Genomic DNA, 25,392 nt, shown 5'->3' with positions numbered 1-25,392 from the left:
CAGTGGATATTTAATCCTATTTGTGTCATCATTTAACCTTGTTAAAAACTAAAATGTAAATTAATGAGATTTAGATGGAAAATATAAAAAACAAAACTAAAAAATCTAAAATTGATCAATCTGTGCGAGCTATATTTAGTTTGTATTGGAATTATAAAGCACAATATCTTTCAATCGATATATTAAGAATTATCTCTGCTGTACTAGGTGCATTTTTACCATATTTTATTGCAAAAATTGCTAACTCAAAAGGTGACGTACACGACCTCATTTTTTACAGTACAAGCATGTTTAGTGTAATGGTTATTCATGGCATCTTGTGGGCTGGTGCTGATTTCGTCTATGCAAGAAAAATAAAAAAATCGTTCTATAAATTTCGTGAAATTCTATTTAATGCAGCATGGAAACGTGACTATGTTGAATTTATATCACAGCCAAGTGGTAAATCTGCAGCGAGCATAACAAGAATCCAATCCGATATGGATGCATTATATTTTGCTTATAACTGGAATTTCATCACTTTGATTTCAAGTATCCCTGTGCTCGTAGGACTGTTATATTCAACAATCATTGAAAACAGTATTGCTTATCTCGTATTTTTTGTTGTAATTTTTGTTGTATTACGAATACAGATAGTTGGCATGAAAAAAGCTCAAAGTAAATTTGCTGATATAAATACAAGCGTTGATGGAAACTTATTCGATTCATTTTCAAATTTTGTTAACGTGATTTCTTTTGGAGCCCGAAGAAAAGAAGTGAATTCATTTAGAAAAGTTAACAATGAGTTGGCTATAGCTGATGTTAAAGCCAGAACCGTATATACAGCATTCTGGGCTAGTGCTTCTTTCATGTTGAGATTTGTCCTTTGGGCATGCATATTAACGTTCAACCTCATCTTATTGAATAATAAAAGCATTACCTTTGCACAGTTCATATTGTCTATTGCAGTACTAGTTGAATTTACCGATTTGTTTTGGCGACTTGTCGAATCATTCGGCACTTTTACAGAACATTTTGCCAGTTATAAGACTAATTACAATTTTCTATTCGAAGATCGAAATGTAATAAAAGAATATTTTGAAGATTCCAGAAAACACGAAATCAAAGAATATAAAGTTCCTACTTTTGATTTGGCGATATCTTTTGATGATTTGAATTTTGCTTATCCGGATCGCCCAGAAAAGTTGGTACTAAAAAATCTGAATTTAGTGATTAAAAAAGGTGAGAAGATCGGTGTTGTTGGTAAAACTGGTTCTGGAAAATCTACATTAGTAAAACTATTATTAGGTTTTTATGATTTTGACCATATTGCGCTTAGTGTCGATAATAATCAAGTGTCAAAAGAAGAGCTCGCACTATTAAATTGTTATGTTCCCCAAGACACAACATTGTTTCAACAAAGTATCGAATTTAATATAGCTTATGCAAAGAATGTTGAAGTTTCACATGCTGATGTTGTTGAAGCTGCTAAGAAGGCGCATGCTCATGAATTTATAGTCTCGCTTAAAGATGGGTACGATACTTTGGTGGGCGAGCGTGGTATTAAACTTTCGTTGGGTCAACGTCAACGTATTGCTTTGGCACGTGCATTTTTAAAAGATTCTCAACTCCTCATTCTTGATGAAGCAACTTCCGCCTTAGATTCTAAAACTGAATCATTAGTTCAAGAATCATTAGAGGAACTTTGGAAGAATCGTACTGTTGTTGCTGTAGCGCATCGTTTATCAACATTAAATAACGTAGATCGTATTATTGTTATAGACAATGGAGAAATAGTAGAACAAGGAAGCAAAACAGAATTACTAGCGATGAACGGTATGTTTAGCGAACTGTGGAACCATCAATCTAATGGCATGATCATTGAAGATGACGAGAACGAAGTAGAGTTAGTGCAACAGTACTGACAATTGTCTTAAACGAACGATTTCTGCATGTTTGCTGGCCTAACCGTAAATAAACGGATAATTTGTTGACTTCAATCCCCAGATATTTTATAATTGAAGAATAAATAAGGAGATTTTATGGCTAGTGGACGAAACCCTTTTGGTGCTAATGGACGCCCGGCTTATTATGATAGAGATCCTGCAAATGAATTGGCAAGATATGCTGACACTTTAGATCCACGAACTAGGAAAGCTTCGGGAATAGTGGTTATTCTTGGTCAAACTCCAGATCAAGATCGAGCATATATATTACCATTATCGAGTGAATTTCCAGATCCTGCAAATGAATTGGCAAGATATGCTGACACTTTAGATCCACGAACTAGGAAAGCTTCGGGAATAGTGGTTATTCTTGGTCAAACTCCAGATCAAGATCGAGCATACCGTGTAGATCCACACACATTTTCTGCATTATCGGATGCAACATCAAGTTTGGATCGTTTTACCTTTGATATTGGTGGTAATAGTTTAGGATCGATGCAAGTATAATTTTTTATACTTGCAGATGTACTTTACAGGTAGTATAATATTTAAGTTATGACAAATACTATTTACACACACAACTCAGTTTTACTTGTCGTTCTCCTTACTTAGCCATGCTCTTCGACATAATCGAATAACATGGCAACCCTCCGAAAACTCGGAGGGTTTTTCATTTCTAAAGCTAAAAACTTAAAAATGAAGCCAAAGAAGTAAATATAGAGACAAATCAAGTAAACAAAGTAGAATAAAAAGGGTCAAAAGGGGAATCATGAAGCTAACAGGTGCACAGGCCTTGGTAAAAAGTCTAGAGATGGAAAACGTTGATGTTGTATTCGGTTTACCCGGTGGAGCAATTTTGCCAGTCTACGACCCCATATTAGAGTCACCTATTAGGCACATCCTCGTACGTCACGAGCAAGGTGCTGGTCATATGGCTGAGGGGTATGCCCATGCAACAGGCAAACCCGGGGTTGCAATGGTAACATCTGGCCCTGGAGCTACAAACATTGTTACTCCTCTTGCAGATGCAATGATGGATTCAATACCAATGGTTGTAATAACAGGCCAAGTTCCGCTAAGCGTTATTGGTACTGATGCTTTTCAAGAATGTGACACTGTAGGAATAACTATGGGTGTAACAAAACATAACTGGTTAATTACAGACGCAAAAGATATACCTCGAATAGTTCAAGAAGCGTTTCATGTAGCAACAACTGGTAGACCTGGCCCTGTTCTAATTGATTTACCTAAAGATATTGCTAATGCAGAAATGGAATGGTATTGGCCAGAAAATGTTAATCTACCAGGATATAAACCAACTACTAAAGGTCATCCTAAACAAATTAAAGATGCAGCAAAACTTATTGCAAAATCTAAAAAGCCAGTAATTTATGCTGGTGGCGGAATTTTAAAAGCACGTGCTGCTGACGCTCTAAAAGAATTTGCGGAATTAATTGGTGCTCCAGTAGTAACCACACTTATGGCACGCGGCTGTTTCCCTGATGAGCATGAACTTTGTCTAGGTATGCCAGGAATGCATGGAAACTTTACTGCGATAACTGCAATGCAAGAATCAGATTTGTTGATAACACTTGGCGCACGTTTCGATGATCGAGTAACCGGAAAACTTGATGGTTTTGCGCCAGAAGCAAAAATTATTCATGTTGATGTCGATCCTGCTGAACTTGGAAAAGTTCGTAATGCCGATGTTCCTATTGTTGGTGACTGTCGCCTAGTTATAGAAGAATTGATTAAAGCTACTGAAAAACAATTTGGGAAAAATGAGCGTGAAGATATTTCAGAATGGATAGCGCATATAAAACAAAATCAAAAAGATTTCCCACTTGCATATGATCGCGACGATGACGAAACTGTTAAACCACAATATTGTATAGAACAAATACATGCAGCTGCAGATGAAGATACCATATTGGTTTCTGGCGTTGGGCTTCACCAAATGTATGCTTCACAATATTGGAAATTCAACCACCCATATACATGGATTAACTCTGGTGGACTAGGTACCATGGGCTTTTCTATACCCGCTGCTATTGGAGCCAAGGTTGCTAAACCAGACCGTATGGTTTGGGCAGTTGATGGTGACGGATGTTTCCAAATGACTGCTCAAGAACTTGTTACTGCAGCAATTGAAAAAATTCCTGTAAAGATTGCAATATTAAATAATTCATATTTAGGTATGGTTCGTCAATGGCAAGAACTTTTCTATGAAGAACGCTATAGCGAGGTTTATTTGAGCGATACCATTCCAGACTTTGTTATGTGGGCTACAGCAATGGGTTGTGCAGCATTTCGTGTTGATAAAAAAGAAGATGTTATTACAACAATTGAGAAAGCTAATGCTATTAACGATCGTCCTGTTGTTATCGATTTTCGTATTGATCAAAACGAGAAAGTATTTCCAATGGTTCCTGTTGGTCGTACAAACTCACAAGTTGAGTTGGGCCCAATGTATCCACCACACGCTGGTCAACCAGATATTGCAGGTATTGCAGGGTCCGTCCCTGCAAAAAGTGGACAAAAAGAACAGGAGGCGAAATAATGGCTAAGTTAACTTATGTAAAAGACGGTCATCATATCTATTCGGTACTTGTAGAAAACCGCTTCGGTGTTTTGGCACGTGTTGCACAACTTTTTGCACGACGCGGATTCAATATTTTCTCTTTGGCTGTAAGCGAAACTGAAGATCCTGCTTATTCTCGAATGACTATTGTTGTTGATGCTCACGACACTCCTCTTGAACAAGTTGTAAAACAAATGCATAAACTTATTCCAGTTATTAAAATTACAGAAATAGGTGTTGGTCAAGGAGTCGAACGCGAACTTGCACTTATTTGTGTCAAAGCAACACCGGCTTTGCGTGGTCAGATAACAGAATTAGTTTCAATCTTTGATGCGAAAATAATTGATGTGGGTTCTGGTGAATTAACAGTTTCTATGGTCGGGGCACCTGACCAAGTCGATGCTTTTGCCGAATTGTTAAAACCATTCGGTATTATTGAAACTCAAAGAACGGGACGTATTGCACTCAAAAAACTTGACGCTAGAATAGATGCACATTCAACATCTAAAGTTAACTAAGGTATTAAGTGTCTAGATTTGGCAAACCTCCACAAGAAATTGTCTGTGTTGATTGTGGTTCACCAGCTTACCTACTCGATCGACTTGAGAAAGACGAAGAAGTGGAAACTGGTACGATATTAAGTTACCGTTGCAAAGATTGTATGGACCGATGGGATATTGAAATGGATTTCGAAAACGATGGACAGGAAGATAACTAGTATGAATAAATATTATATCAGACTATCAATATCTTTTTGCCTATCATTTGTCATGCTTGTAACGATTTCTAGCTGTTCTTCTTCTAATAATTCAAATGCTAAAGAAATAAATGATGGTTCTACACAAAAAAATACTCAGCCTATTCCAACTTTTAGTGCTGAAGAATTTAAACTTATTACTGATCCTTGCACAACAATTTCTATTGAAAGTATTAACTTGTATGTACCGGGCTCTAAAGACTCGGGTTCATTACAACAGAATTCTGTGGGGCCGAATAAAACTTGTGAATGGAAAATAGATGATGAGAGTTTTCCTCGTCTGGGTGTATCAGTAATACAATCAAGTAATTTTTTTAACCCTGGCCAAGAGAGAATTATTGATGCTCCAGAATTAGGTGAAAAGGTTTTTGTTGCTCCTGAATATGTTATTGTCCTTGGTGGCGATTCATGTGGTAGCACAATATATGTTGTTTCAGGTAAATATTCTTTTAGTGTTGCATATTGTGATGCTGACGGTCAGCCAACAAGCGATGAAGTACTGATGGCTTTAGCTTTGCAAGTAAAGAATTCATTACCAGTAACGTAAAAAAATAAAGGATTAATATCTTGCCAATGGCGAGATGTTTGAATCTACAAATTATGAGCTTACCTTAGGGTAAGTTCCTGAAAGGAAAATAATGGCAACTGTTTACTACGACGATGCAGCGGATAGCGCAGTATTGGCGGATAAAAAAATTGCAATATTAGGATATGGATCACAAGGACATGCACATGCTTTGAACTTGAAAGATTCAGGAATGAATGTATGCGTAGGTCTACGTGAAGGTTCTAAGAGTGCAGCAAAAGCTAAAGAAGCTGGCCTCGAAGTACTTACTATTGAAGATGCAGTTAAATCATCTGACATAATAATGGTTTTGTGTCCAGATACTCGTCAGGCAAAAATTTATAAAGATTCAATCGAACCAAACTTAAGTGCAGGAAATTCTGTTGCTTTCGCACATGGTTTCAATATTCATTTTGATCAGATTAAGCCTCAAGCTGATGTTGATGTATGGATGATTGCACCTAAAGGTCCGGGTCACTTGGTTCGTCGTACTTACGAAGCAGGTCAAGGTGTTCCTGCTTTAGTTGCAGTTGCACAAGATGCTACTGGTCACGCGCACAAAATAGCAATGGCCTATGCCAAGGGTATTGGTGCTACTCGCGCTGGAGTTCTAGAGACTACTTTTAAAGAAGAAACAGAAACTGATCTTTTCGGTGAGCAGACTGTACTTTGTGGTGGTATTGCGGAACTTGTTAAAAATGGTTTCGAGACACTTGTTGAAGCTGGCTACCAACCAGAATCAGCATATTTTGAAACTATGCATGAACTAAAACTTATTGTCGACCTTATGTATGAAGGTGGATTAGACACTATGAATTATTCAGTAAGTGATACTGCTGAATATGGTGGATACACTCGTGGTCCACGCGTAGTACCTTCATCTTCTAAAGCAGAAATGAAAAAAATCCTAACAGAAATACAAGATGGTACTTTTGCAAAAGAATGGATAAAGGAAAATGAAGAGGGAACACCTAACTTCCAAAAGATGGGTGAAGAAACTCGAGCTCATCAAATAGAAAAAGTTGGGGCTGAACTTCGTGGACTTATGCCATTTATTAATCAAGGGCAATCAAAACCACAAGATATTTCAGGTGGATAATCCGCAGTGGAGTTAGCGACTGATTTAAATTGTCGGATCACACTAAGAGACTCCTTAGAGTTTTCATTGAATCTCTAAGAACCTGATTTAAATTTTGTATTTATTTCAATAACATCATTTTGAGGGCCGGCTTGACGTCGGTCCTCAATTTTTTTGCTTTCATTACGTAGTGTTTCACGTCGATCTCCAATACCGGTCTTTCGTCTGTCAACCATTGGGTCGCTATAATCTTCATCCATTACCGAGTATTGTTTTAGCTTCTTGAAGTCAACGTCTTCTGGCGCTATTGGTTTTGAAAAATAATATCCTTGACCATATGTGCATCCCAAAGAACTTAATGCTTTTAATACACTCGAGGTTTCTATTCCTTCTGCCGTAACTCCTAAGTGCATAGATTTTGCTAAACCAATTAGTGAGTTAACAATAGCTGTATCATCTTCGTCAGCATTGAAACCAAGAACGAAACTTTTATCAATTTTGAATCCATCAATAGGGAAGCGTTTTAAATATGTCAATGAAGAATATCCTGTTCCGAAATCATCAATGGTTAATTTAAAGCCCATATTGTGTATATCGTTGAGTAACATTTCTACATTATTTGTGTCGCTCAATATTGCGCTCTCTGTAATCTCAAAAGTAGTTGAATCGTCTTCTACTTCTACGAGTCTTCGCACTTCATCAATGTCTGACATTAGTCTTGTACTGTTTAATTGTCGTGCTGCAAGATTTACACTCATTGTCAAAGGACTTCCGTTGGATTGAGTATAGATTTTCTGCCAAATACTTAGTTGCGTAAATGCTTCAAGCATTATATGTTTCCCGATATCCATTATAAGTCCAGTTTCTTCAGCCATATCTATGAAATCATCAGGTCCCACAATTCCTCTCGTAGGATGAATCCATCTTGCTAATGCTTCGAAACCAGATAGTTCTTTTGTCTTTAAATTATATATTGGTTGGTAGAAGGCTTTAATTTCTCCATTATCTACTGCTCTATGTAATTCATTGACTGTTTTTAGTTCAGTCATAGCAATATTGTGTACCTGGTGATCTGCTAGCTCAATGCGGTTTCTGCCTAAATCTTTTGCTCGGTTCATCGCGCTATCAGCATCTCTTAATAATGCTTGAGAATTATTTGAATTTTTATCTGTTAGGACTATACCTATTGAACAAGATATAAATGTTTCTGAATCTTTTAATAAGAAAGGTTTTGTAACTTCTTTTAGAATTTCTCCTGCAATCATCGTTGCTAAATTTTCATCTGTCGGGCTTAATATCAATACTATAAACTCGTCACCTCCAAATCTGGCTACGATTCCACGGCTACCTATTACTTGACTAATTCTTTGTGCAATTGTTTGGATTACTTGGTCGCCAACATCATGCCCTAGCGAATCATTAATTGTTTTGAATCTATCTAGATCTAAAAATAATACAGCCATTGTTCGGTGTGCAAGACCTGTGTTTTGTAATTCCTCATCAAGCCGAACCAAGAAATATGCTCTATTTGCTAGACCTGTTAATGTGTCGTGTACTGCAATATATTCAAGCTTTTGTGAGGATGTTTTCTGTATATTTATGTCTTCTATTTGATAGATTATGAATGATTCATCTCTATCGCCTAACATTTTTGATACATTTATTGATCCCCAGGAAATTGAACCTTCACGTTCGATGAATCTGACTTCATATTCGCTTACTGGCCTATCTCTTGCAGAGTCAATTGATGCACGTATGTGTTTTTCTCGGTCTTCTGGGTGTATATGCATTAATAGTTCGTCGCCAATTAATTCTTTGTAGTCGCTTGATATTAAATTAGCGAATGCTTTGTTAGCTCTTATGATTTTTCCATCTGATGATGATATGACCAAACCTGTAGGTCCGTTCTCAAAAGCAATACGAAATTTCTCTTCACTTCTTGTCATTGCGTTCAGTGATTCAAATTGGAGTCTTGCTAATTTTTGGTTTTCGTAATGGCTAGTTATCTGCCCAATAAACGTAACAACAAATAATGCTATAAAAGCAAATGCAACTATCGACGAAATATTATGTACAGTAGGTAATTCTACAATTGCAAATACTATTGCAATTGTTACAATTGCGAATACACCCATTCTTAAACGCTTGTCACCAAATTCAGGTAATATCGTTTTTGGACGACCGTTAGATCTTTGTGATGCAACGCAATAAAGCATTGCTGCACATAATAGTAATGTGCGAATAAATGGTCTTGTTGATGAAGTTTCCTGAAATTTATCTGCGATATAAAGAACATCGCCTAAAGCCTGAAATACCATACCTATACCAATTGGCATTATCATTTTATCGAATCTTCTATATAATAACATTGAAAATACAAGCGATGCGAAGGTTATATCTAAAATTACGAATAACAATTGTACAGTAGCGTCACTCAATGTAAGTTCTGTTTTTGTAAGTATCAAGTCGACAATATATGAGAGCGATATAAATATTAAGGTACCAGCTATTGCAAGTGAGTCGAGGATAATTCTTGTTTTCTCATGTCTCCTTAATCCCGACATTCCAACTCTAAAAACACCAATTATTGCTAATGGTATTGTCACAAGAAAGAACCAATCGGCAAAAGATACCGGTAAATCTTGTCTGTTCGATTTGATTATGGCAATTCCATATATCATTTCACCGATAAACCAAAATATGCATGCTGCAGAGATTATTCTCCAGCCAAATAGTCTTTCTATTTTGAAAAGTCTATAACTTCCAAATATTGCCAAAAAGGCAAAGAAACCTTTTGTGAATTCGATACTTGCACTTATTATAATGTCATATTTTGTATCGGATGCCCCATGATTAAATAGCCAGTAGCCATATGAAATTAAAATTATAGTTATCGAAATTGGGTTAGTCGCGGTGCGGCCAATCTTTAAGATTATTCTATTAAATAGGTTTGGGTGATATGTTGAGACTTTTCCTGGAGCATTATTCTGTTCTATATTATTAGAAACGGTGTCACTTGAATGTCTATTTATTTTCATACCTCCTTCTATCGACATTTTTTACCCCCAAATGTAGTATATTACCGCCCAGTAACACCTTGCTTTTATTAAACCCCCTAAATCAAAGAATTGCTATGTATATTTGGGTAATTACACTCTAAGTAGTGGGACATTTGGAACAATAGCGTGTCGTTGTTTCGTTTACTGGCTATTTGAACACTAAGGGGCAGGTTTTCTGTGGATAACTCAGTCTGCAGGGTCCGTCCTTGCAGAGCTCTTTCTGTGGATAACTCATCTTTTGGGGTCAGGTTTAACGGGGATATAGGTAGGGCAATCGCACAAGCACCTATAAAATTGATTGGGCATGTAAAACCGGCATATGAATACGGGTTATATGGGGGTTCACCATAAAGTTCAATGTCGCTATTTATTGGCGCATAATCTGCAACGGTTGGCGTGAGTAATATATCGAAATCCTCAAAAAAAGGTGCTGTTTGATAGGCAAAATATTCCATATCATAGCAACTATTTACATATTGTGAAGATGAGATATTTTCAGCTTGGTTTACAAAATATTGAACAGATGAACTTGAATCATCTAATTTAATTGCGTTATTACTTCGTCTGATCATCTCTTCGAAGTCTACTTTTGCATTTGATGCAATAATGTTGTCAAATGATTTTAGGATCCAATCTTGATCAAATATTGCTGGCGAAGCAATTATTACTTCGTGGCCTTGGTCGGAAAGAAAATCGCCAAGCATATTTGTAGCTGCAATAAAATTTCTATTTACATCTGATGAGTTTCCGATTGTTGTTGTTCTTATCCCAATTTTTAATTTAGGTAATTCGTTATTTAATGATTCTAAAAAGATGGACTCGGCCTTGCCGGAACTGTATAAGTCGCCAGGCTGGCTTACGCTCATTATGTCGGCAACTTTTGCAATCTCTTTTATTGTGAGTCCTAGCAAACCTTTTGTAGATAATCCCGCCCAGGGTGCGCCAATAATTGGTCCATTAGAAATTCGACCCATAGAAGATTTGTATCCAAAAATTCCACAGTGTGCTGCGGGAATACGAATACTGCCTCCACCATCATTACCAGTTGCTATACGCACCATTCCTGTAGCAACTCCTGCAGCTGAACCACCAGACGAACCTCCAGCATTTCTAGATAAGTCGTTAGGGTTAAGTGTCGGGCCATGCGCGAAAGAATTTGTTGTCACGTTTATTGCCAGTTCACAATTGTTGGTTTTACCAACAATGATTGCACCAGCGTCTTGTAAGAGCTTTGTTGATGTTGCGCTATAAGTATCTCTATAACCTTGTTCTTTTAGAGTTTTATTGCCCCAAGAATTTGGTGTCCCCAAAATTGGACTTTCTATTTCTTTAACCAAAATCGGTAGGCCAAAAAGAGCGGAGTCGGGTTGTACACTATTTTTTACCCTGGCAATTTCGTTATTTGTAAAAGTTTCATCTTGCCAAATTACTGCGTTAACTTTTGGATTTTCAGTAGTAATTTTTGAGACAACATTATTAACCGCCGTATCTATATTCCCAGGATCTAGCCTGTTTTTTGTGATTGTTTCAAATATAGTTTCCATTAAGTATATTCCTCAATTATCTTGCATTTTTCTAAAATCTCTTTACGGATATATTTACCTGTACTTGTCTTTGGGAATTCCTCTATTGCTGCAATATAAATTGGTAAATATTTTCTATCAAAATCATTTGAAAGTAGTTCTCTAATTTTCTCTATAGTCAATTCATATGGAATTTCTTTTTCGAAAACAACACTTAGCGCATGACCCCATTTTCGGTGTGGTATTCCACCAACAATGAATAGTTGATCGATATATTTAGATAAGGTATTCTCAATTTCATTGGGATTTATTTTTATACCACCAGAAATTATTATGTCGTCAATTCTTCCTGAGACTGTCAAAGTATTATCACCATCTATTAATCCTATATCTCCAGTTTTATACCAAGCGTCATTAGTGAATTTAGATTGTGATAAAGAATAGTTGTGGCGATATGAACTAAAAATTGATGTTGATCTTAATTGTATTTCGCCATCTATGATTCGTGCATTTGTATTTGGAAATAATTTACCATCGTGACAAATTCCACCAAAAGTTTCAGTCATACCATAAGTTCTATGAATGTTATATTCAAGATTGCTACATTGTTCTATAAGTTTTGAGTCAACACTTGCTCCACCTACAAGTATTGCTTTAAAACAGGATAAATCTATTTCACAATCTACGAGTATCTGCAATTGAGTAGGTACAAGTGAGATCAAGCTTGGCTTTAGGTTGGTAATCATTTCGGCAATTGATTGGACATTAAATATGTTTAGACAATCGACTTTTTGCTCTAAAATATGAGCTCTAGCCAAAGTGGCCATTCCTGCAATATATTTTGGTGATAAACACAATAACCACGAATCATCTTTGTTCAAATCTAAGACATTTGCTATTGCATTAACACTTTCTCTCATTGAATCAAAAGTATGTACTACAGGCTTCGGTTTATTTGTTGAACCACTAGTGAGCGAAACAACTGATATAGCTTCCTCAAATATAGCTAAATTCCGACTGTAGCTTGAACATTGATTTGAAATATTTACTACTTCGTCGGGGTCTATTGAAATTATTGCCGAGTCAACTATGTATTGGGGGGCGTTAGTGTCTATAACGCTTACGCCAATACCATCATCCCAAGCTGAAAATATTTGTTTACACAATATGTCTAACTCTTGGTGTGAAGTGTCATATAAAAAAGTTCTAAGATGGGGGGTATTCACAGTTATATACTAGAACACTTAGCAATAACGTGTGCATAACTGATTTTGAAAGGTTTAGCCTTTCTTCTTAGTTATCCACATTAAAAGGCTGTGGATAACTACCTCAATAGGGTTAGACCCTACAAACTGAAAAGGTGATGATGCAAGAACAAAAAAATATATATGACGAAAATAAAATTGATGACGACGGTCGTAAAATCAAGGCTGGTGCTAGTTGGAAGCCAGGAAGTGATCAGGAATTTTGTGATATAACCTATGAAATTTCTAATGAAGATGAGCCAGTTTGTATTGCAAAGATAACTATTTGTCGTCCTCAAGTTCGTAATGCATTTCGACCGCTTACTGTCCAAGAGATGATGCGTGCTTTTGATATTGCACGTGATGATGCTCGTGTTAGCGTAATTATTTTATGTGGTCTAGGTTCTAAAGCATTTTGTTCAGGTGGAGATATTAGCCAGCGTGGTGATGACGGCTATGTAGGTTCTGATGGTATTGGACGTCTTAATGTACTAGATTTACAAATCCAAATACGTCGAACTCCTAAACCTGTTATTGCTATGGTTGCTGGTTTTTCAGTTGGTGGCGGTCATGTCCTACATGTTGTATGTGATTTAACTATTTCTGGAGATAATGCTATTTATGGTCAAGCTGGGCCAAAAGTTGGATCTTTTGATGGTGGCTATGGTGCTGGACTATTAGCTGAGTCGGTTGGACAGAAGAAAGCTCGTGAGATTTGGTTTTTGTGTCGTCAATATTCTGCACAAGAAGCACTTGATATGGGTCTAATAAACACAGTTGTGCCTGTAGAAGATCTTGAAATTGAGACAGTTAAATGGGCGAATGAAATGTTGATACATTCACCAATGGCTTTACGATTATTAAAAGCAGGCCATAATGCTGCCACTGATGGTTTGGCTGGAATACAACAACTTGCTGGTGATGCTACTCTTCTTTATTATATGAGTGAAGAAGGACAAGAAGGCCGCGATGCTTATAAAAATAAAGTTAAACCTGATTTTTCTAAGTTCCCAAGACGTCCATAATTGATCTTGACAACACGCGAAGTTGTCGATGCAAGTGAAGTAGAGAAATCTAGATGAAATCTAAAAGCAATAGATTTAGTACGAAAACTAATGTTGATACATTTGCCGATCGCGCAAGCAAATTGTTAAATATTTCTAAATCACATGTTGAAGAAATTTTTAGACCTACAAAATATAAAGCTTTTCGTCTAAATGGTTTTGCCTGGGCAACATTGCAAGGTGAGGAACGAGAAGCCTCACGTCAGAAGATTGTTAAATCGCTAATTGCTCTTGGGATAAACGTGGAACCGATTGACTGGTACGAAGATGGGTTTTCTTTTCCCGCCGATCAAACCTCTTTAATAGTTGAGTCTAAAGAATATGTTGATGGTGATATTTTCATTCAAAATCCGTCTAGTTGGCTACCTGTAATGTTGATGGATCCTAAACCAGGACAGAAAATTATTGATATGTGTTCTTCGCCTGGCGGTAAAGCTATGCATGTGGCAACAGTAGCTGGTGAACTGCCTATTATGGTTGAACCAAAGCAACATCGTTTTAATCGTTTGAAACAATCGTTAAAAGAATCTGCTTACGATATTGATTCCAATGATTCAAAGTTAATAAATGCTGATGGGAAACATCTGCCGAATCTATTGTCATTAAATGAAGTAGGTGACATTATTTTGTCACTTAATAGTTCAATTGCCAATCAAGGTTTTGAGATCGCTGATGTTGTGATGGTAGATGCTGAATGTTCTAACGAGGCAGGTATCAATTTCCTTAAGAAGTCCGACCCACTTGAAGGTTGGAGTTTAGATCGTGTCGAAAAATGTGCTCGTCTACAAATACAACTATTGAGTGCTGCATATAAATTAGTAAAGGTAGGCGGAATTATTATTTATTCTACTTGTACTTTGGCACCTGAAGAAAACGAAGCAGTAATAGCAGAAGTGATAAAACGTGTTGCTTCTAAGGGTGGGGAATTAGTTCCTGTAGAAAACAAGTTGTCTATTGTTGGTCGAAAAACGACACCTATTACGTCTTGGAATGGTCAAAAATTTGATTTGTCGGTTTCAAAAGCAGTAACCCGCATAATACCTGGTAGTAGCGATATTATGGATGGGTTTTGTGTTACGAAATTGACTCGTAAAATATAATTTTTATTCTATATGACATTTTTTTAGAGAATTACTATATTTTCATAAGGCTATTGCGAAGTTCCTTCGAATAGTTCTATACTTTCTAATATACGATATTCATTATTTATGGATAACTATTTACTAAGGGTCCGACCCTTAGATCTTGAAAAGGAGGATTTGAGATTTGTAGGCTTAATCGAGCCTTATGTGCACACCTAGCTTATTTAAAGTAAACATCTAAAACAGCGGAGCGTTAGCGCATTCATAACAACTAGTGAGTTTTGAATGACATAGTTTCAAGTGAGGTGATTCTTAAAATGAGAAAAATGTTTTCCAAGGCGGCACAAGCTGTAGCAACAATAGGAACAAATATTCTTAGCGGAACTACAATGGGTGCACGTCGTTCATAGTTTAGCCAGCTAGGAGTTATAGGGCTCGATTAAATATATAAATCTTGAATCTTGCAGTATTTCCATTTATCCACTTCAGGGCCATATACGATAATATATTTGTCCTAGTATTTCTTGATTGTTGCTTAAGAAACAATATTAATTAGACGATAATCTCAATGAATTGAACATTTCGAGCTAAATTCACTAGTAATGTAGTTTCTCGATGATTTTTAAATGGGGAGGATAGGACATAAGCCTTATGAAGGCCGCTACTTGTTCCGGTATATTATGACACCTCAAAACCGACTGCGACTATATACTGGTATTTCATTTCTTGGTTCAATAGTTGCTTGTATATTTTTAGTCGGTACAAATACAAGAATACTCTGGATTCCTGGAGTTGTATTTTCATTATTTTTTCTAATTTCACTAATACGTGTGACAATTGTTACTGAAGGTAACAGCACAATAGGATTAGAAATAAATGTTGCATTGCTCTGCGGTATAGCCGTGATTTCCGTACTATTAAAATCACCTCTTACGTATGTGCTTAGCCTTTTAGTTTTAATTTATTATCCTGAAAATATAAAAAAACGTCAATGGACCTTTCTCTTCCTGAACTATGCAAATGAGATTGCTGCCGCATGTGCTTGTTATTTTACTTTGGTAATTTTAAATCTTAATTTTAATGACTCCTATATTACAGTTGCATTAAAAATATTAATTGCATCACTTTCAATGAATCTTGCAAATTATATTTTGTTGGCTTTTTCTTACATAATTGAAGGGGAAGAATGGAAGGAACTATTAGAAGATGCAAGAAAATCACTAATTGAAGCAATACCATTAGCAGTATTTTGTGGTTTGTTAGGTAGGCTCTATATTACATATGGCTGGCCAATGCTTGTAATGTTCGCACTTCCATTATTTATAGGTCGTGAACTTCATAGTTCTTATGCAACAATGAGCCAATCTCAATCCTCAACAATAAATACCCTCATCTATGCTCTTGAAGAAAAAGATGCTTATACAGCAGGTCATGTTGAGCGTGTTGCTAAATTTGCTAAATATATTGGCCAAGAATTGGGTTATGGCCCAAAAAGGTTAGAACGTTTACGTCAAGCAGCACTATTGCACGATACTGGAAAGCTAATCGTACCAAACGTATTATTAAATAAACCAGGTAAGCTAACCGATGAAGAATTTGCAATTATTAAGAAACACGAAAATGTAACGGAAGATATTTTACGAGCAATAACATTTTTGCGACCTATTGCTCACACTTCTGGTGGCGATCATAACTTGATGGATGGAAATATAAATACAAGAAAACTCGAACCTTACATAGTTTCTGTTTGCGATGCGTTTGATGCAATGACTTCATCTCGTTCATATAGAAAAGCACTTTCAATGGAAATAGCATATGCCGAATTAGAAAAAAATAAGGGTAAACAATTTCATCCCACAGTAGTTGCTGCTTTAATTAAGGCAATAGACGATCGTGGCGAAAAATATGGTGACGGTTACGAAGTTGACTCGCTACACTTCGATGCTCCGATAATGGGTGTGGGTTCTGCTGGTATTGGCGACACTATCTCTGAGGATGAGGATAAAGTAATTCATCGACTCGCTCCTCACACTCAAGATGATAATAATAATCAGTTTGCTCAGGATGAAAAAAGTATTGCAGATTCCTCGACTTCATTTGGATTGATGACAGACGGTGAATCTAATGAATAAGCGCAAAAGAATAGCAAGTTGGGAACAAGCTGAGCTAAACCAAGAAATCATTGACAAACAAGAAGCAAAACAAGAAGCAAAACAATCACGTTTAATACAAAAACAAATTCGTAAAGAAACTCGTGAACTTAGATTGCGTGAACGAGCTAGTAAAGAACAAAGTTATTTTGTAAACCCACGAATTTCTCTTACATCAATAATCTGCTTAATATTACTAATATCCGCAACAGTGTTATATCGAATCGAAAGATTCAGCGATTTGTCAATATTATTAATTTTTGGTGCAATAATAATTGCTGGTGAGACATTAGAAATCCCACTTGTGCGCCACAGTCCAGTAACACTAGGTATCATTGCAATACCAGCACTTGCACGGACAACAACAAAAATAGGAAATGGCCATTATAGCTTAAACGACACAATACTAGTTATAGTCTTAGCCACGATAGTTTCAGCTTTTATATTGAGAAATGCAAATTTAAACTCACGGCTATTATTCATTATGAATAGATTATCTATATATATTGCTGGGCTATTTGTGTATAGAGAGGTAAGGACTACTCTAAAATACAATAATGTAAATCTATATATAACAGTATTAATAAGCACAGCATCAATGATTATTATTAATGAAATTTACAACCTACTTGCGAAACAATTTTATTCAAAAGAGAACTACTATTCATTTCAAGTTTATGCCGCACTAATAAGTATTTTTGCTGGTACTACCTTACTCACGATAGGTTATGCTGGGACAGCAGCAACTATTGGATCAAAAACTAATGAGTTAGGAATAAATGCATTTTGGATATGTACAATACCAATTCTCGTAGCACGATTTTCTTTTGCAAGATATTATCGTGTGGTAAAAAACTATAAAGAGACAATACGAGCACTTTCAAGTGCACCAGAGTTAGGTGGAATAGTTCCAACAGGGCACGCATCACGAGTTGCACATTTAGCTGAAGCAATGGCAAGATACATGAAACTTGATGAACGTGAAATTGAAGCAATTGAAACCGCAGCCTATTTACATACTCTTGGTGATGCTGTACTTGACGTAAATTTCGGTGATGATGAGGTTACCGATGAGCAAGCGGCACAAGTAACAGCGAAAATAGTTAGACGAACAGGTGGATTAAATCGTATTGCTGAAATAATTGAGAATCATAGTATTCCTTATCGTGGTGTCGTAAACGGTAAAGTCGTGGCACAAAATGATTTAGCAGCATCAGTTTTGCGTCTGGCAAATGACTATGAAGTTCTTTCACGTAGAGAAGAGTCCTTAGGAAAACTTGCATTGGGTGAACTTTACTCAAACTCAAACCAATTTACGTATCATCCAGAAGTAGTGATCGCACTAGAAAAGATACTCGACGACCCAAGAAATAGTTATATGGCGGATCCTCTAGCATTTGCGTATGCCGAATCAGAGCTAGTTGCAATTGATGTTTAGACAAGGGGCATTATGTCTCGACCGGAATAATGTTCTGTTTTTAATATAATTACATCAACACCAGGGTTGTTGCTGGACAATGCTGATTTTAAGTCATTGAGATCATGTCCAGTACGGCATTTGAATGATTTAGCAACACTATTAAAATCTATTTCCGGATCAGTTTTAACGATCTCGTTATACAAATCTTTCATATATTCATTTGTACTTTGTGGAAGATGAGAAAAAATAGCGCCGCCAGCATTATCGATCACCACAAATATGATATTCAAATCATTTTTAATAGCAAACTTATTTGCATGTGGTAGAAAACCTAAATCGTGAGCAAAAGTAACATCACCAAGTACAGCAAGGGTTTGACTATTAGATCCAATTGCAATACCAGTTGCTGTAGATAGAGAGCCATCAATACCGTTAGTTCCACGATTACTAAATACTCTTGTATTCGAATTTATATAAGTCCAAAGACGCTCTGCGTATCGAACAGGCATAGAGTTGCCAAGAAGTATATTTAGAAGAGGTTCTCCACTTTGATTAGGATGACTTCTTTTCTCGGAATTAGCAACTCGAGTATTCTCATGTGAAGTTGAAGTACCGCCTAAAATCTTACCTATTTCACTAAAAAGATTTGGTTCACTATTTACATTAGTAGATAATAGTATCTCAATTTTATTACGGGCATCGTCTTGAAAAGCAAGAACTTTATTTTTAAAACCAGTCGAATTTTTATTCAATGTATCTATTAGAACATCTAAACAGAAATTGATATCATTATTAATTATAGATTTTGAAATATTTAGATTTGGGTCACGTCCGTCATCGAACTTTTTAAAAGCAGTAACATTCATTTTGTAAGAATTAATTCTTTTTGTCCATGTGCTAGAAATTAAAGGTTCACCAAACTGCAAGACATATGAAGGTGCAATCTCATCAAAATTATTTTGACGTGACATAAAATCATAAGAAGTAATAACTCCATCGATATAGCGAGCATTTGAATTGCCATCTGCGAATATAGGCCAATCTAAAATATTGCTTAAATTTTGTATCTTAGAAATATCCATGTAATGGTTTCTTCCTAATGTGATCACACCATTAGGTATAGATTCGATTTCTATGCAAATATTCTTAAGGATAGTTCCTACATCTCGTTCAGAATCTTCAGGAGCCTCCTCTGAGATAATGTCAAAACTTCCAGGAGAATAACTCTCATCGCCATCAGGAGTCAAAACCTTATTAAAAGCGATATTAAGTTGAGCAGGACCACAATTAATATTATCTGAGCTAACAGTTTTAAAAATATTATCAGAGATTTCAAACCAATATGACTTATCGCTAATGTCGCTAGCTAGTTTTGTGTCGAAACTATAACGAACATGAGTGCCAAAAAGGTCAACCTGATTAATAGTTTGGTCACCACCAGCAGCACGTTCAATATGCGGATGATCTGCACTAAGAACAATAATCCCCAAATTCGAATTAAATGCTTCACAAATAGCAGGATATAAATGAGAAGGAGCAGAACCGGATGTAGTAATTACAATAGGTGCAACACCAGTACTCGCAGAGAGACCAAGAGCAACAAAACCAGCGTCACGCTCGTCGATTACCACACTAGCTTCAAAAAGTTGGTTAGCAACATATGCTAAAGGTGTAGAGCGACCACCAGGAGAAATGACACAATGAGTAATACCGAGACTTTTTAACCTACCAAGTAGAGCAAAACAAGCATCGACATTTGCGTTCATGTAAGAATCATCCTTATGAATATTTTAAATCCAGATCCATCGAGTATCAGCTTTTCTCTTATCCCTGGGTTTGGTTTAACTAACACTATGTATTCTAGTCTTGACATATATGAGAATGCACGTGGTATAGAAATAGAACCTAAGCTCACATGGGAACATAACCTCGAATATATATCAGGTCAGTTAGACGTGCCAACAATAGTAATAGGTTACAGCCAAGGAGCACGACTAGCAATTGGAACTGCAATTGAATATCCAGAGAATATATTAGGACTTATCATCATATCCGGTAACGCTGGAATAGAAAATGATCATCAACGCAAAGAAAGATGTGAGCAAGATATCGAACTCTCGAACAAAATTCTAAAACAATGTGATAAAAACGGAAATATAAGAAATGAGTTTTGGGATAGTTTCGATAATAACAAAATATTCGACCAAGATAATCAAGAAGTTGAAAACCTATTAAAAGAATCGCGTATAAATGAGTCACATATATTAGTCGAGCAATTAATGAACCTTAGCCAAGGTGTGATGCCAAATTATAATGAAAGAATAAGTGAATTAAAAGTACCTATAATGTTTTGTTCAGGAATACGCGATGAAAAATATAGTGTTATAGCACGATCATTAAAAAAGAAAACAGCTTTTAGTCACCATATACTTTTCGATTCAGATCATAGAATACCTTTACAAACACCGAATAATTTATCTATATCAATAGAGTGGTTCGCGAATAATATTGCCAATATTTGAAGAGCTTAAACCACAAGCATAATTTAAGCTTGGAATAGATAAAGCCAATTTCATACCTAGATCTAATCCAATAGTTGATTCCATCATTGAACCAATGACTACATCTTTTCCCCACTGATCAACTATATCAAGTGCGCTAAAAATGCCACCAGCTGGTTGAACTTTAACAACAATAATGTCTCCAGCTTCTAAATGTTGAATCTCATCAATATCTTCACGAGAATTCGCAGATTCATCTAGTGCAATTAAAACATCAGTCTTTTTTCTAAGTTGGGCATTTTCACTATTTGTTTTACATGGTTGTTCAATAAATTCTATGTCGACATCTTTTAATAATTCTATTATTTTAAGAGAATCTTCAACATTGAAAGCACCATTACAGTCAATTCTAATTCTTGCTGAACTATTAAGATCGTGAAGCTTTTTTACACGATCAACATCTTGGAAACTAGAAACTTTAACTTTGTAAAATAATGGGTTAGAGATATTATCGGTGATTAAATCGTCATCATTAGAAACAAGATAAGTTAGATTTACTTCATCTTTTGAACGAACTGGTTCTGGCAATGTAAAACTCAAAGAATCTAAAGCACCACGAATACATTTATAACTATTGCCGAAATATCCCTCTAGGGGAGTGGCTTCAGTTGAAACTTTAGGTCCAGTAAAAATTAGACCATCACGGTCGTATTTTTCATAACCTTTATTAAACTCTAAATTAACCCAATCAACTGAAATATCTTTGGGTACATAAAACAATTCAAGCTCATCACGCCAATGTTGTTTCTGGTTCTCGCTCATTTGTTAAATATTTCTTTAATCGAGGCGAAAATTAATACAGATACCAAAACACTAGTTATAAGATTGAATTTAGAAGTTGCAACTAAAATAGAAATATAATCTTTAGGTGTTTTAGCATTACGCATTTTACGATTTATACCACCTAAAAAAACTGATATTACTAGAACAAAAATAACATAATCATATTTAGAAGCAATTGCTCCTATAGCTAAGACAACCAATAGTAATGATATAGTAAAAAGTATTTGAGCTTTATTCTTTCCAATTCTAGCCGGCAAAGTTTTTTTGTTTGATTCACGATCTGTCTCTATATCTCTAATATTGTTAGCTAATAAAATAGAAACACTAAACATGCCAGGGATAACACTACCAGCAATGCTTAAAGCTGTAACACGACCAGTCAATGAATAGAAAGTGCCCACTGTAGCTACAAGGCCAAAACAAATAAAGACAACAATTTCGCCAAATCCAAAATAGCCATAAGCAAACTTAGTTCCTGTATACAAATAAGCAAGAGCAATGCAAAAAATGCCAATTAAAATTAACCACCACGAAGATTGACTAGCAACATAGATGCCAGCTATCGAAGCAACAAAGAAGGAAATACACATAGCAATAAAAACACTCTTGGCACTTGCAATTCCAGATCCAACAAGTCTCATAGGACCAACACGTACATCGTCGGTACCTTTTTTACCATCAGAATAATCATTCGCATAATTAACACCAATTTGTAATGAGAGACTGACTATCAAACAAGCAATTGCAACATTAAAGTTAAATATGGAATAAAAATATTCCTTAGTTACAACGCAATTAGCAGTACTTGGACACGTAGAAATATTTTTTGATGACCAGGTATTTCCAATGGCTAATGAAACACCAATAAGTATTGGTGATATGGCGGCACTCAGGGTTTTGGGGCGTGCCCCCTGGTAGAAATCTTTAATAGTTGCCATATTTTCCATTCATTTTAAGATATATCATCTTAACAAAAGCTTTAGTGAACAATGTTTAATAAAGCATCCCTCATGGGCCCAAATTTAGCTTGAGTCTCATCAAATTCTTCTTTTGGATCAGATCCTGAAACAATACCAACGCCAGCAAAAAGAGTGGCAACGTTTTCTGTCAATTTTGCACAACGTAAAGCTATCGCACACTGACCATCGCCATCGGCATCAAACCAGCCTATTGGCGCACCATAAATTTCACGATCAAAATTCTCTAGCTCTCTAATAGTGTCTAATGCTAAATCGAGGGGAGTTCCTCCTACAGCAGGTGTCGGATGCAATAAATTTACTAGTTTTAAAAGATCAACATCATTTGAAACACTTGCACTAATAGGCGTTGTTAAGTGTGAAACGTGGGGAAGGCGTATTACTCGCGGAGTTGAACTAGCAGCAATATCGTAAGCTATAGTACTCAATTTAGAAAGAATGTTTTCGATTAAAAAAGCATGCTCGGAAAGGTCTTTACTGTTTGTCTGTAAATTTGCAACATCGTTATCATCGTCGTCAATACGTGCATGACGTTTGCGTGTCCCAGCCATTGGCAAAAGAGAAATTGTACGAGAGAATTTTTCGATTAGAAGCTCTGGGGTAGCACCCACGAAAGAATTAATGCTAAAAATATAACTTTCTGGCTGACTATCTATAAGTTCTGAAACAATGAGGCGAGGATCAAAACTAACATCTGCCTTCATTTTAATCTGTCGAGCAAGAACAACTTTTTCTAACTCGGTATTAGCTATCTTCTTGGTAGCTTTGTTGACCTTGTCGCAAAATATTTCACGAGATTCTTCACTGATTATTTTTATAGAATGAGGATATAAAAATACGTTATCTTCATCTGTATTCTGAGTTGAAAAATTATCACTATTAAGAGAAAAATGCGTTACACGATTATTAACATCAATATGTATCATCTCCCTGGGGAAATCGACCATTATTGGAGAATCTGGTTTCGAATTGAATCCTTTAGCAAAAACAATAAATGGCTTAATATCAGTACCCAATTCCGAGCCTAATTGGAGTTTTAAAGATATTTCTAAAAGTGCATTTTTTGCTTTATTATGATCGACATGATCAATGAGACCCCTGTTTATATAAGTTCCACGAGATGAAATAAATATACGATCATCAATTTGTAAAAAATCCTCCATAGTCTGATCAAACATATAACCAATAGTCTCAACATTTAGATTATCAAGTAGGTTAATCATTAACTGCACCAACAGGCTTTGTGACATTAATCATGATTAGAGATGTTGCAACTAGTCTTGATATACGGACTGCTTCAAAACCTTGTTCTTTAAAGTTAGAAGATAATATATCATCACTTGGTAAATATGACGTAGAACGAGGCAAATATTCATATGCTTCTTTATTTTTTGAAATAAATCGACCAATTTTTGGAATTATATTATTAAACCAAATCTGATTGCCGAATTTAATAATAGGATTTGTAGGAACTGACACATCTACTGCCATAAATTTACCGCCAGGTTTTAGTACTCTAAATAATTCGATAATGAGTTCATCAATATTTACAAAATTGCGCAAAGCATAACCGCACACAATGGCATCAAAACTATCATTTTGAAATGGGAGATTAGTACCATCACACTGAATTTTATTCTTGGTATCTTTTCCAGCTTTTAACATATTAAAAGAGAGATCAACTGCAAGTGTATCATGGCCTAATTTAGTAAACATTCGAGAAAAATCACCTGTACCACTAGCTAAATCTAAAATAAGTGAATGTTGTGGTATACGAAGTTCTTTAACAAGAATTTTACGTGCATATTTATCTAGACCAAAAGTCATATAAGTATTAGCTTTTTCGTAAGTAGGTGCAATCGAATCGAACATGGCCCTAACCATTTTCTTCTTTTCTTCACCTTGTGGTAACACATTATTTGATTTCACAGTTTAAGGCTAGCCTAGAAAATGAACTAGTTTCGATACGTGTTTAATATTGTATTTATATCTATATCCCTATTTGCTTTTGCTTTGATAAGTCAAAAAAATGGATGTGCGAAAAAACCAAACATACCTTCTGAAATAGCACCATATGCTGGTGTTATTTCAATAATTATACCTGCTCGTAATGAAGAGAAGCGTATAGGTATATTATTGAAATCTATCAATGAAAATAATGATAATAAGCTTGAAATAATAGTTGCTAATGATATGAGTACCGATAATACAGAAGAAATATCAAAAAAACATCAAGCACAGGTAATCAATATTGAATCCAAGGCACAAGATATTAAAGGGAAAACAAATGCTTGTGATATTGGTTTTAAGAATTCAAAAGGTGAAATTATCATTTTTTTGGATGCTGATACTATTGTTGAACCAAAATTTATTCATAAAATACGTGAACTATTTTCAGATATTGATCAAGAGGTTGTAACTATACAACCAAAACACAGGTCAAAGAAATTCTTTGAACAACTATCGTTATTTTTTCATATATCTTCAATAGTTTCCACTGGAGTGGTTTCAACAATTCCATTTGGTTTCGGGTTATATGGGCCATGTATTGCTATGAGGAGACAAATTTATGAAACTACAAATGGATTTATAAATACTAAAGTTAAAAATTCAATTATTGAAG

At 35.7% G+C, this 25,392-nt stretch carries 21 protein-coding genes; 13 read left to right on the top strand and 8 right to left on the bottom strand.

The annotated features are described in order from the left end of the window. The first annotated feature begins 74 nt into the window (after positions 1-74). The 7 genes from KBF89_07560 to ilvC all read left to right on the top strand — a co-directional run bounded on the left by KBF89_07560 (position 75) and on the right by ilvC (position 6,927). Positions 75-1,904 carry an ABC transporter ATP-binding protein gene (locus KBF89_07560; GenBank protein MBP9116181.1) on the top strand — a complete coding sequence of 610 codons (1,830 nt, stop codon included), beginning with the start codon at positions 75-77 and terminating at the stop codon, positions 1,902-1,904. A 117-nt stretch (positions 1,905-2,021) separates the two neighbouring features. Then, on the top strand, positions 2,022-2,432 hold the full coding sequence (locus KBF89_07555) for a hypothetical protein (GenBank protein MBP9116180.1): 411 nt from the start codon (positions 2,022-2,024) through the stop codon (positions 2,430-2,432). Between the two features lie 262 nt (positions 2,433-2,694). Then, on the top strand, positions 2,695-4,485 hold the full coding sequence (locus KBF89_07550; GenBank protein ID MBP9116179.1) for an acetolactate synthase large subunit: 1,791 nt from the start codon (positions 2,695-2,697) through the stop codon (positions 4,483-4,485). Further along, the gene (ilvN, locus tag KBF89_07545) at positions 4,485-5,024 is read left to right on the top strand and encodes an acetolactate synthase small subunit (GenBank protein ID MBP9116178.1); all 540 of its coding nucleotides are present in this window, start codon (positions 4,485-4,487) and stop codon (positions 5,022-5,024) included. Before KBF89_07550 ends, ilvN begins: the two co-directional genes overlap by 1 nt. Before the next feature lie 8 nt (positions 5,025-5,032). Further along, positions 5,033-5,224: a hypothetical protein gene (locus KBF89_07540; protein MBP9116177.1), complete on the top strand. Its 192-nt coding sequence runs from the start codon at positions 5,033-5,035 to the stop codon at positions 5,222-5,224. Between the two features lie 52 nt (positions 5,225-5,276). Then, positions 5,277-5,810 (top strand): hypothetical protein, encoded by a 534-nt coding sequence (locus KBF89_07535; GenBank protein ID MBP9116176.1) that lies wholly within the window; start codon positions 5,277-5,279, stop codon positions 5,808-5,810. Between the two features lie 91 nt (positions 5,811-5,901). Then, complete coding sequence (gene ilvC, locus KBF89_07530; protein ID MBP9116175.1) at positions 5,902-6,927, top strand: ketol-acid reductoisomerase; 1,026 nt, start codon at positions 5,902-5,904, stop codon at positions 6,925-6,927. A gap of 74 nt (positions 6,928-7,001) precedes the next feature. Here ilvC and KBF89_07525 read toward each other — a convergent pair whose 3' ends face one another. From KBF89_07525 to KBF89_07515, 3 genes are read right to left on the bottom strand one after another with little or no spacing between them, the layout of a single operon-like run. Further along, positions 7,002-9,962, bottom strand: coding sequence for an EAL domain-containing protein (locus tag KBF89_07525; protein ID MBP9116174.1), 2,961 nt, complete (start codon positions 9,960-9,962; stop codon positions 7,002-7,004). A 59-nt stretch (positions 9,963-10,021) separates the two neighbouring features. Further along, positions 10,022-11,509 (bottom strand): amidase, encoded by a 1,488-nt coding sequence (locus KBF89_07520; protein ID MBP9116173.1) that lies wholly within the window; start codon positions 11,507-11,509, stop codon positions 10,022-10,024. Beyond that, positions 11,509-12,714 (bottom strand): AMP-binding protein, encoded by a 1,206-nt coding sequence (locus tag KBF89_07515; protein ID MBP9116172.1) that lies wholly within the window; start codon positions 12,712-12,714, stop codon positions 11,509-11,511. The genes KBF89_07520 and KBF89_07515 overlap by 1 nt, the downstream gene beginning before the upstream one ends. A gap of 140 nt (positions 12,715-12,854) precedes the next feature. Between KBF89_07515 and menB the strand changes: the two genes are divergently transcribed. The 4 genes from menB (at position 12,855) to KBF89_07495 (ending at position 18,466) form a co-directional block, all read left to right on the top strand. Further along, on the top strand, positions 12,855-13,757 hold the full coding sequence (menB, locus tag KBF89_07510; GenBank protein ID MBP9116171.1) for a 1,4-dihydroxy-2-naphthoyl-CoA synthase: 903 nt from the start codon (positions 12,855-12,857) through the stop codon (positions 13,755-13,757). Positions 13,758-13,810: 53 nt separating this feature from the next. Continuing rightward, entirely contained in the window at positions 13,811-14,896 is a 1,086-nt protein-coding gene (locus KBF89_07505) for an RsmB/NOP family class I SAM-dependent RNA methyltransferase (protein MBP9116170.1), read from the top strand. A gap of 662 nt (positions 14,897-15,558) precedes the next feature. Beyond that, complete coding sequence (locus KBF89_07500) at positions 15,559-17,010, top strand: HD domain-containing protein (GenBank protein MBP9116169.1); 1,452 nt, start codon at positions 15,559-15,561, stop codon at positions 17,008-17,010. Next, complete coding sequence (locus KBF89_07495; protein MBP9116168.1) at positions 17,003-18,466, top strand: HD domain-containing protein; 1,464 nt, start codon at positions 17,003-17,005, stop codon at positions 18,464-18,466. Before KBF89_07500 ends, KBF89_07495 begins: the two co-directional genes overlap by 8 nt. On the opposite strand, the gene KBF89_07490 is transcribed toward KBF89_07495, so the two are convergent. Further along, on the bottom strand, positions 18,463-20,214 hold the full coding sequence (locus KBF89_07490; protein ID MBP9116167.1) for a hypothetical protein: 1,752 nt from the start codon (positions 20,212-20,214) through the stop codon (positions 18,463-18,465). The genes KBF89_07495 and KBF89_07490 overlap by 4 nt on opposite strands. 15 nt (positions 20,215-20,229) lie before the next feature. On the opposite strand from KBF89_07490, the gene KBF89_07485 reads away from it, so the two are divergent. Further along, positions 20,230-20,970: a hypothetical protein gene (locus KBF89_07485; GenBank protein ID MBP9116166.1), complete on the top strand. Its 741-nt coding sequence runs from the start codon at positions 20,230-20,232 to the stop codon at positions 20,968-20,970. Here KBF89_07485 and KBF89_07480 read toward each other — a convergent pair. From KBF89_07480 to KBF89_07465, 4 genes are read right to left on the bottom strand one after another with little or no spacing between them, the layout of a single operon-like run. Then, the gene (locus tag KBF89_07480) at positions 20,932-21,771 is read right to left on the bottom strand and encodes a hypothetical protein (GenBank protein ID MBP9116165.1); all 840 of its coding nucleotides are present in this window, start codon (positions 21,769-21,771) and stop codon (positions 20,932-20,934) included. The genes KBF89_07485 and KBF89_07480 overlap by 39 nt on opposite strands. Beyond that, on the bottom strand, positions 21,768-22,730 hold the full coding sequence (locus tag KBF89_07475) for a 1,4-dihydroxy-2-naphthoate polyprenyltransferase (protein MBP9116164.1): 963 nt from the start codon (positions 22,728-22,730) through the stop codon (positions 21,768-21,770). Before KBF89_07475 ends, KBF89_07480 begins: the two co-directional genes overlap by 4 nt. A 41-nt stretch (positions 22,731-22,771) precedes the next feature. After that, positions 22,772-24,019: an isochorismate synthase gene (locus KBF89_07470; protein ID MBP9116163.1), complete on the bottom strand. Its 1,248-nt coding sequence runs from the start codon at positions 24,017-24,019 to the stop codon at positions 22,772-22,774. After that, entirely contained in the window at positions 23,985-24,698 is a 714-nt protein-coding gene (locus KBF89_07465) for a ubiquinone/menaquinone biosynthesis methyltransferase (GenBank protein ID MBP9116162.1), read from the bottom strand. The genes KBF89_07470 and KBF89_07465 overlap by 35 nt, the downstream gene beginning before the upstream one ends. Positions 24,699-24,737: 39 nt before the next feature. Here KBF89_07465 and KBF89_07460 point away from each other — a divergent pair. Continuing rightward, positions 24,738-25,392 (top strand): glycosyltransferase family 2 protein (locus tag KBF89_07460; GenBank protein ID MBP9116161.1); only part of this gene is annotated, 655 nt, incomplete at its 3' end.

Source organism: Acidimicrobiia bacterium (genome assembly GCA_018057765.1).
Taxonomy (GTDB): domain Bacteria; phylum Actinomycetota; class Acidimicrobiia; order IMCC26256; family JAGPDB01; genus JAGPDB01.
Note: the sequence above shows the minus strand (reverse complement) of the source record. Positions and strands in the feature narration are given on the sequence as shown.

Coding starts and splice junctions, on each gene's coding strand:
- KBF89_07560 (MBP9116181.1), top strand. CDS start 75: ATGGAAAATATAAAAAACAAAACTAAAAAATCTAAAATTGATCAATCT.
- KBF89_07555 (MBP9116180.1), top strand. CDS start 2,022: ATGGCTAGTGGACGAAACCCTTTTGGTGCTAATGGACGCCCGGCTTAT.
- KBF89_07550 (MBP9116179.1), top strand. CDS start 2,695: ATGAAGCTAACAGGTGCACAGGCCTTGGTAAAAAGTCTAGAGATGGAA.
- ilvN (MBP9116178.1), top strand. CDS start 4,485: ATGGCTAAGTTAACTTATGTAAAAGACGGTCATCATATCTATTCGGTA.
- KBF89_07535 (MBP9116176.1), top strand. CDS start 5,277: ATGCTTGTAACGATTTCTAGCTGTTCTTCTTCTAATAATTCAAATGCT.
- ilvC (MBP9116175.1), top strand. CDS start 5,902: ATGGCAACTGTTTACTACGACGATGCAGCGGATAGCGCAGTATTGGCG.
- KBF89_07525 (MBP9116174.1), bottom strand. CDS start 9,962: ATGTCGATAGAAGGAGGTATGAAAATAAATAGACATTCAAGTGACACC.
- KBF89_07520 (MBP9116173.1), bottom strand. CDS start 11,509: ATGGAAACTATATTTGAAACAATCACAAAAAACAGGCTAGATCCTGGG.
- menB (MBP9116171.1), top strand. CDS start 12,855: ATGCAAGAACAAAAAAATATATATGACGAAAATAAAATTGATGACGAC.
- KBF89_07505 (MBP9116170.1), top strand. CDS start 13,811: ATGAAATCTAAAAGCAATAGATTTAGTACGAAAACTAATGTTGATACA.
- KBF89_07500 (MBP9116169.1), top strand. CDS start 15,559: ATGACACCTCAAAACCGACTGCGACTATATACTGGTATTTCATTTCTT.
- KBF89_07495 (MBP9116168.1), top strand. CDS start 17,003: ATGAATAAGCGCAAAAGAATAGCAAGTTGGGAACAAGCTGAGCTAAAC.
- KBF89_07490 (MBP9116167.1), bottom strand. CDS start 20,214: ATGAACGCAAATGTCGATGCTTGTTTTGCTCTACTTGGTAGGTTAAAA.
- KBF89_07485 (MBP9116166.1), top strand. CDS start 20,230: ATGAATATTTTAAATCCAGATCCATCGAGTATCAGCTTTTCTCTTATC.
- KBF89_07480 (MBP9116165.1), bottom strand. CDS start 21,771: ATGAGCGAGAACCAGAAACAACATTGGCGTGATGAGCTTGAATTGTTT.
- KBF89_07475 (MBP9116164.1), bottom strand. CDS start 22,730: ATGGCAACTATTAAAGATTTCTACCAGGGGGCACGCCCCAAAACCCTG.
- KBF89_07470 (MBP9116163.1), bottom strand. CDS start 24,019: ATGTCACAAAGCCTGTTGGTGCAGTTAATGATTAACCTACTTGATAAT.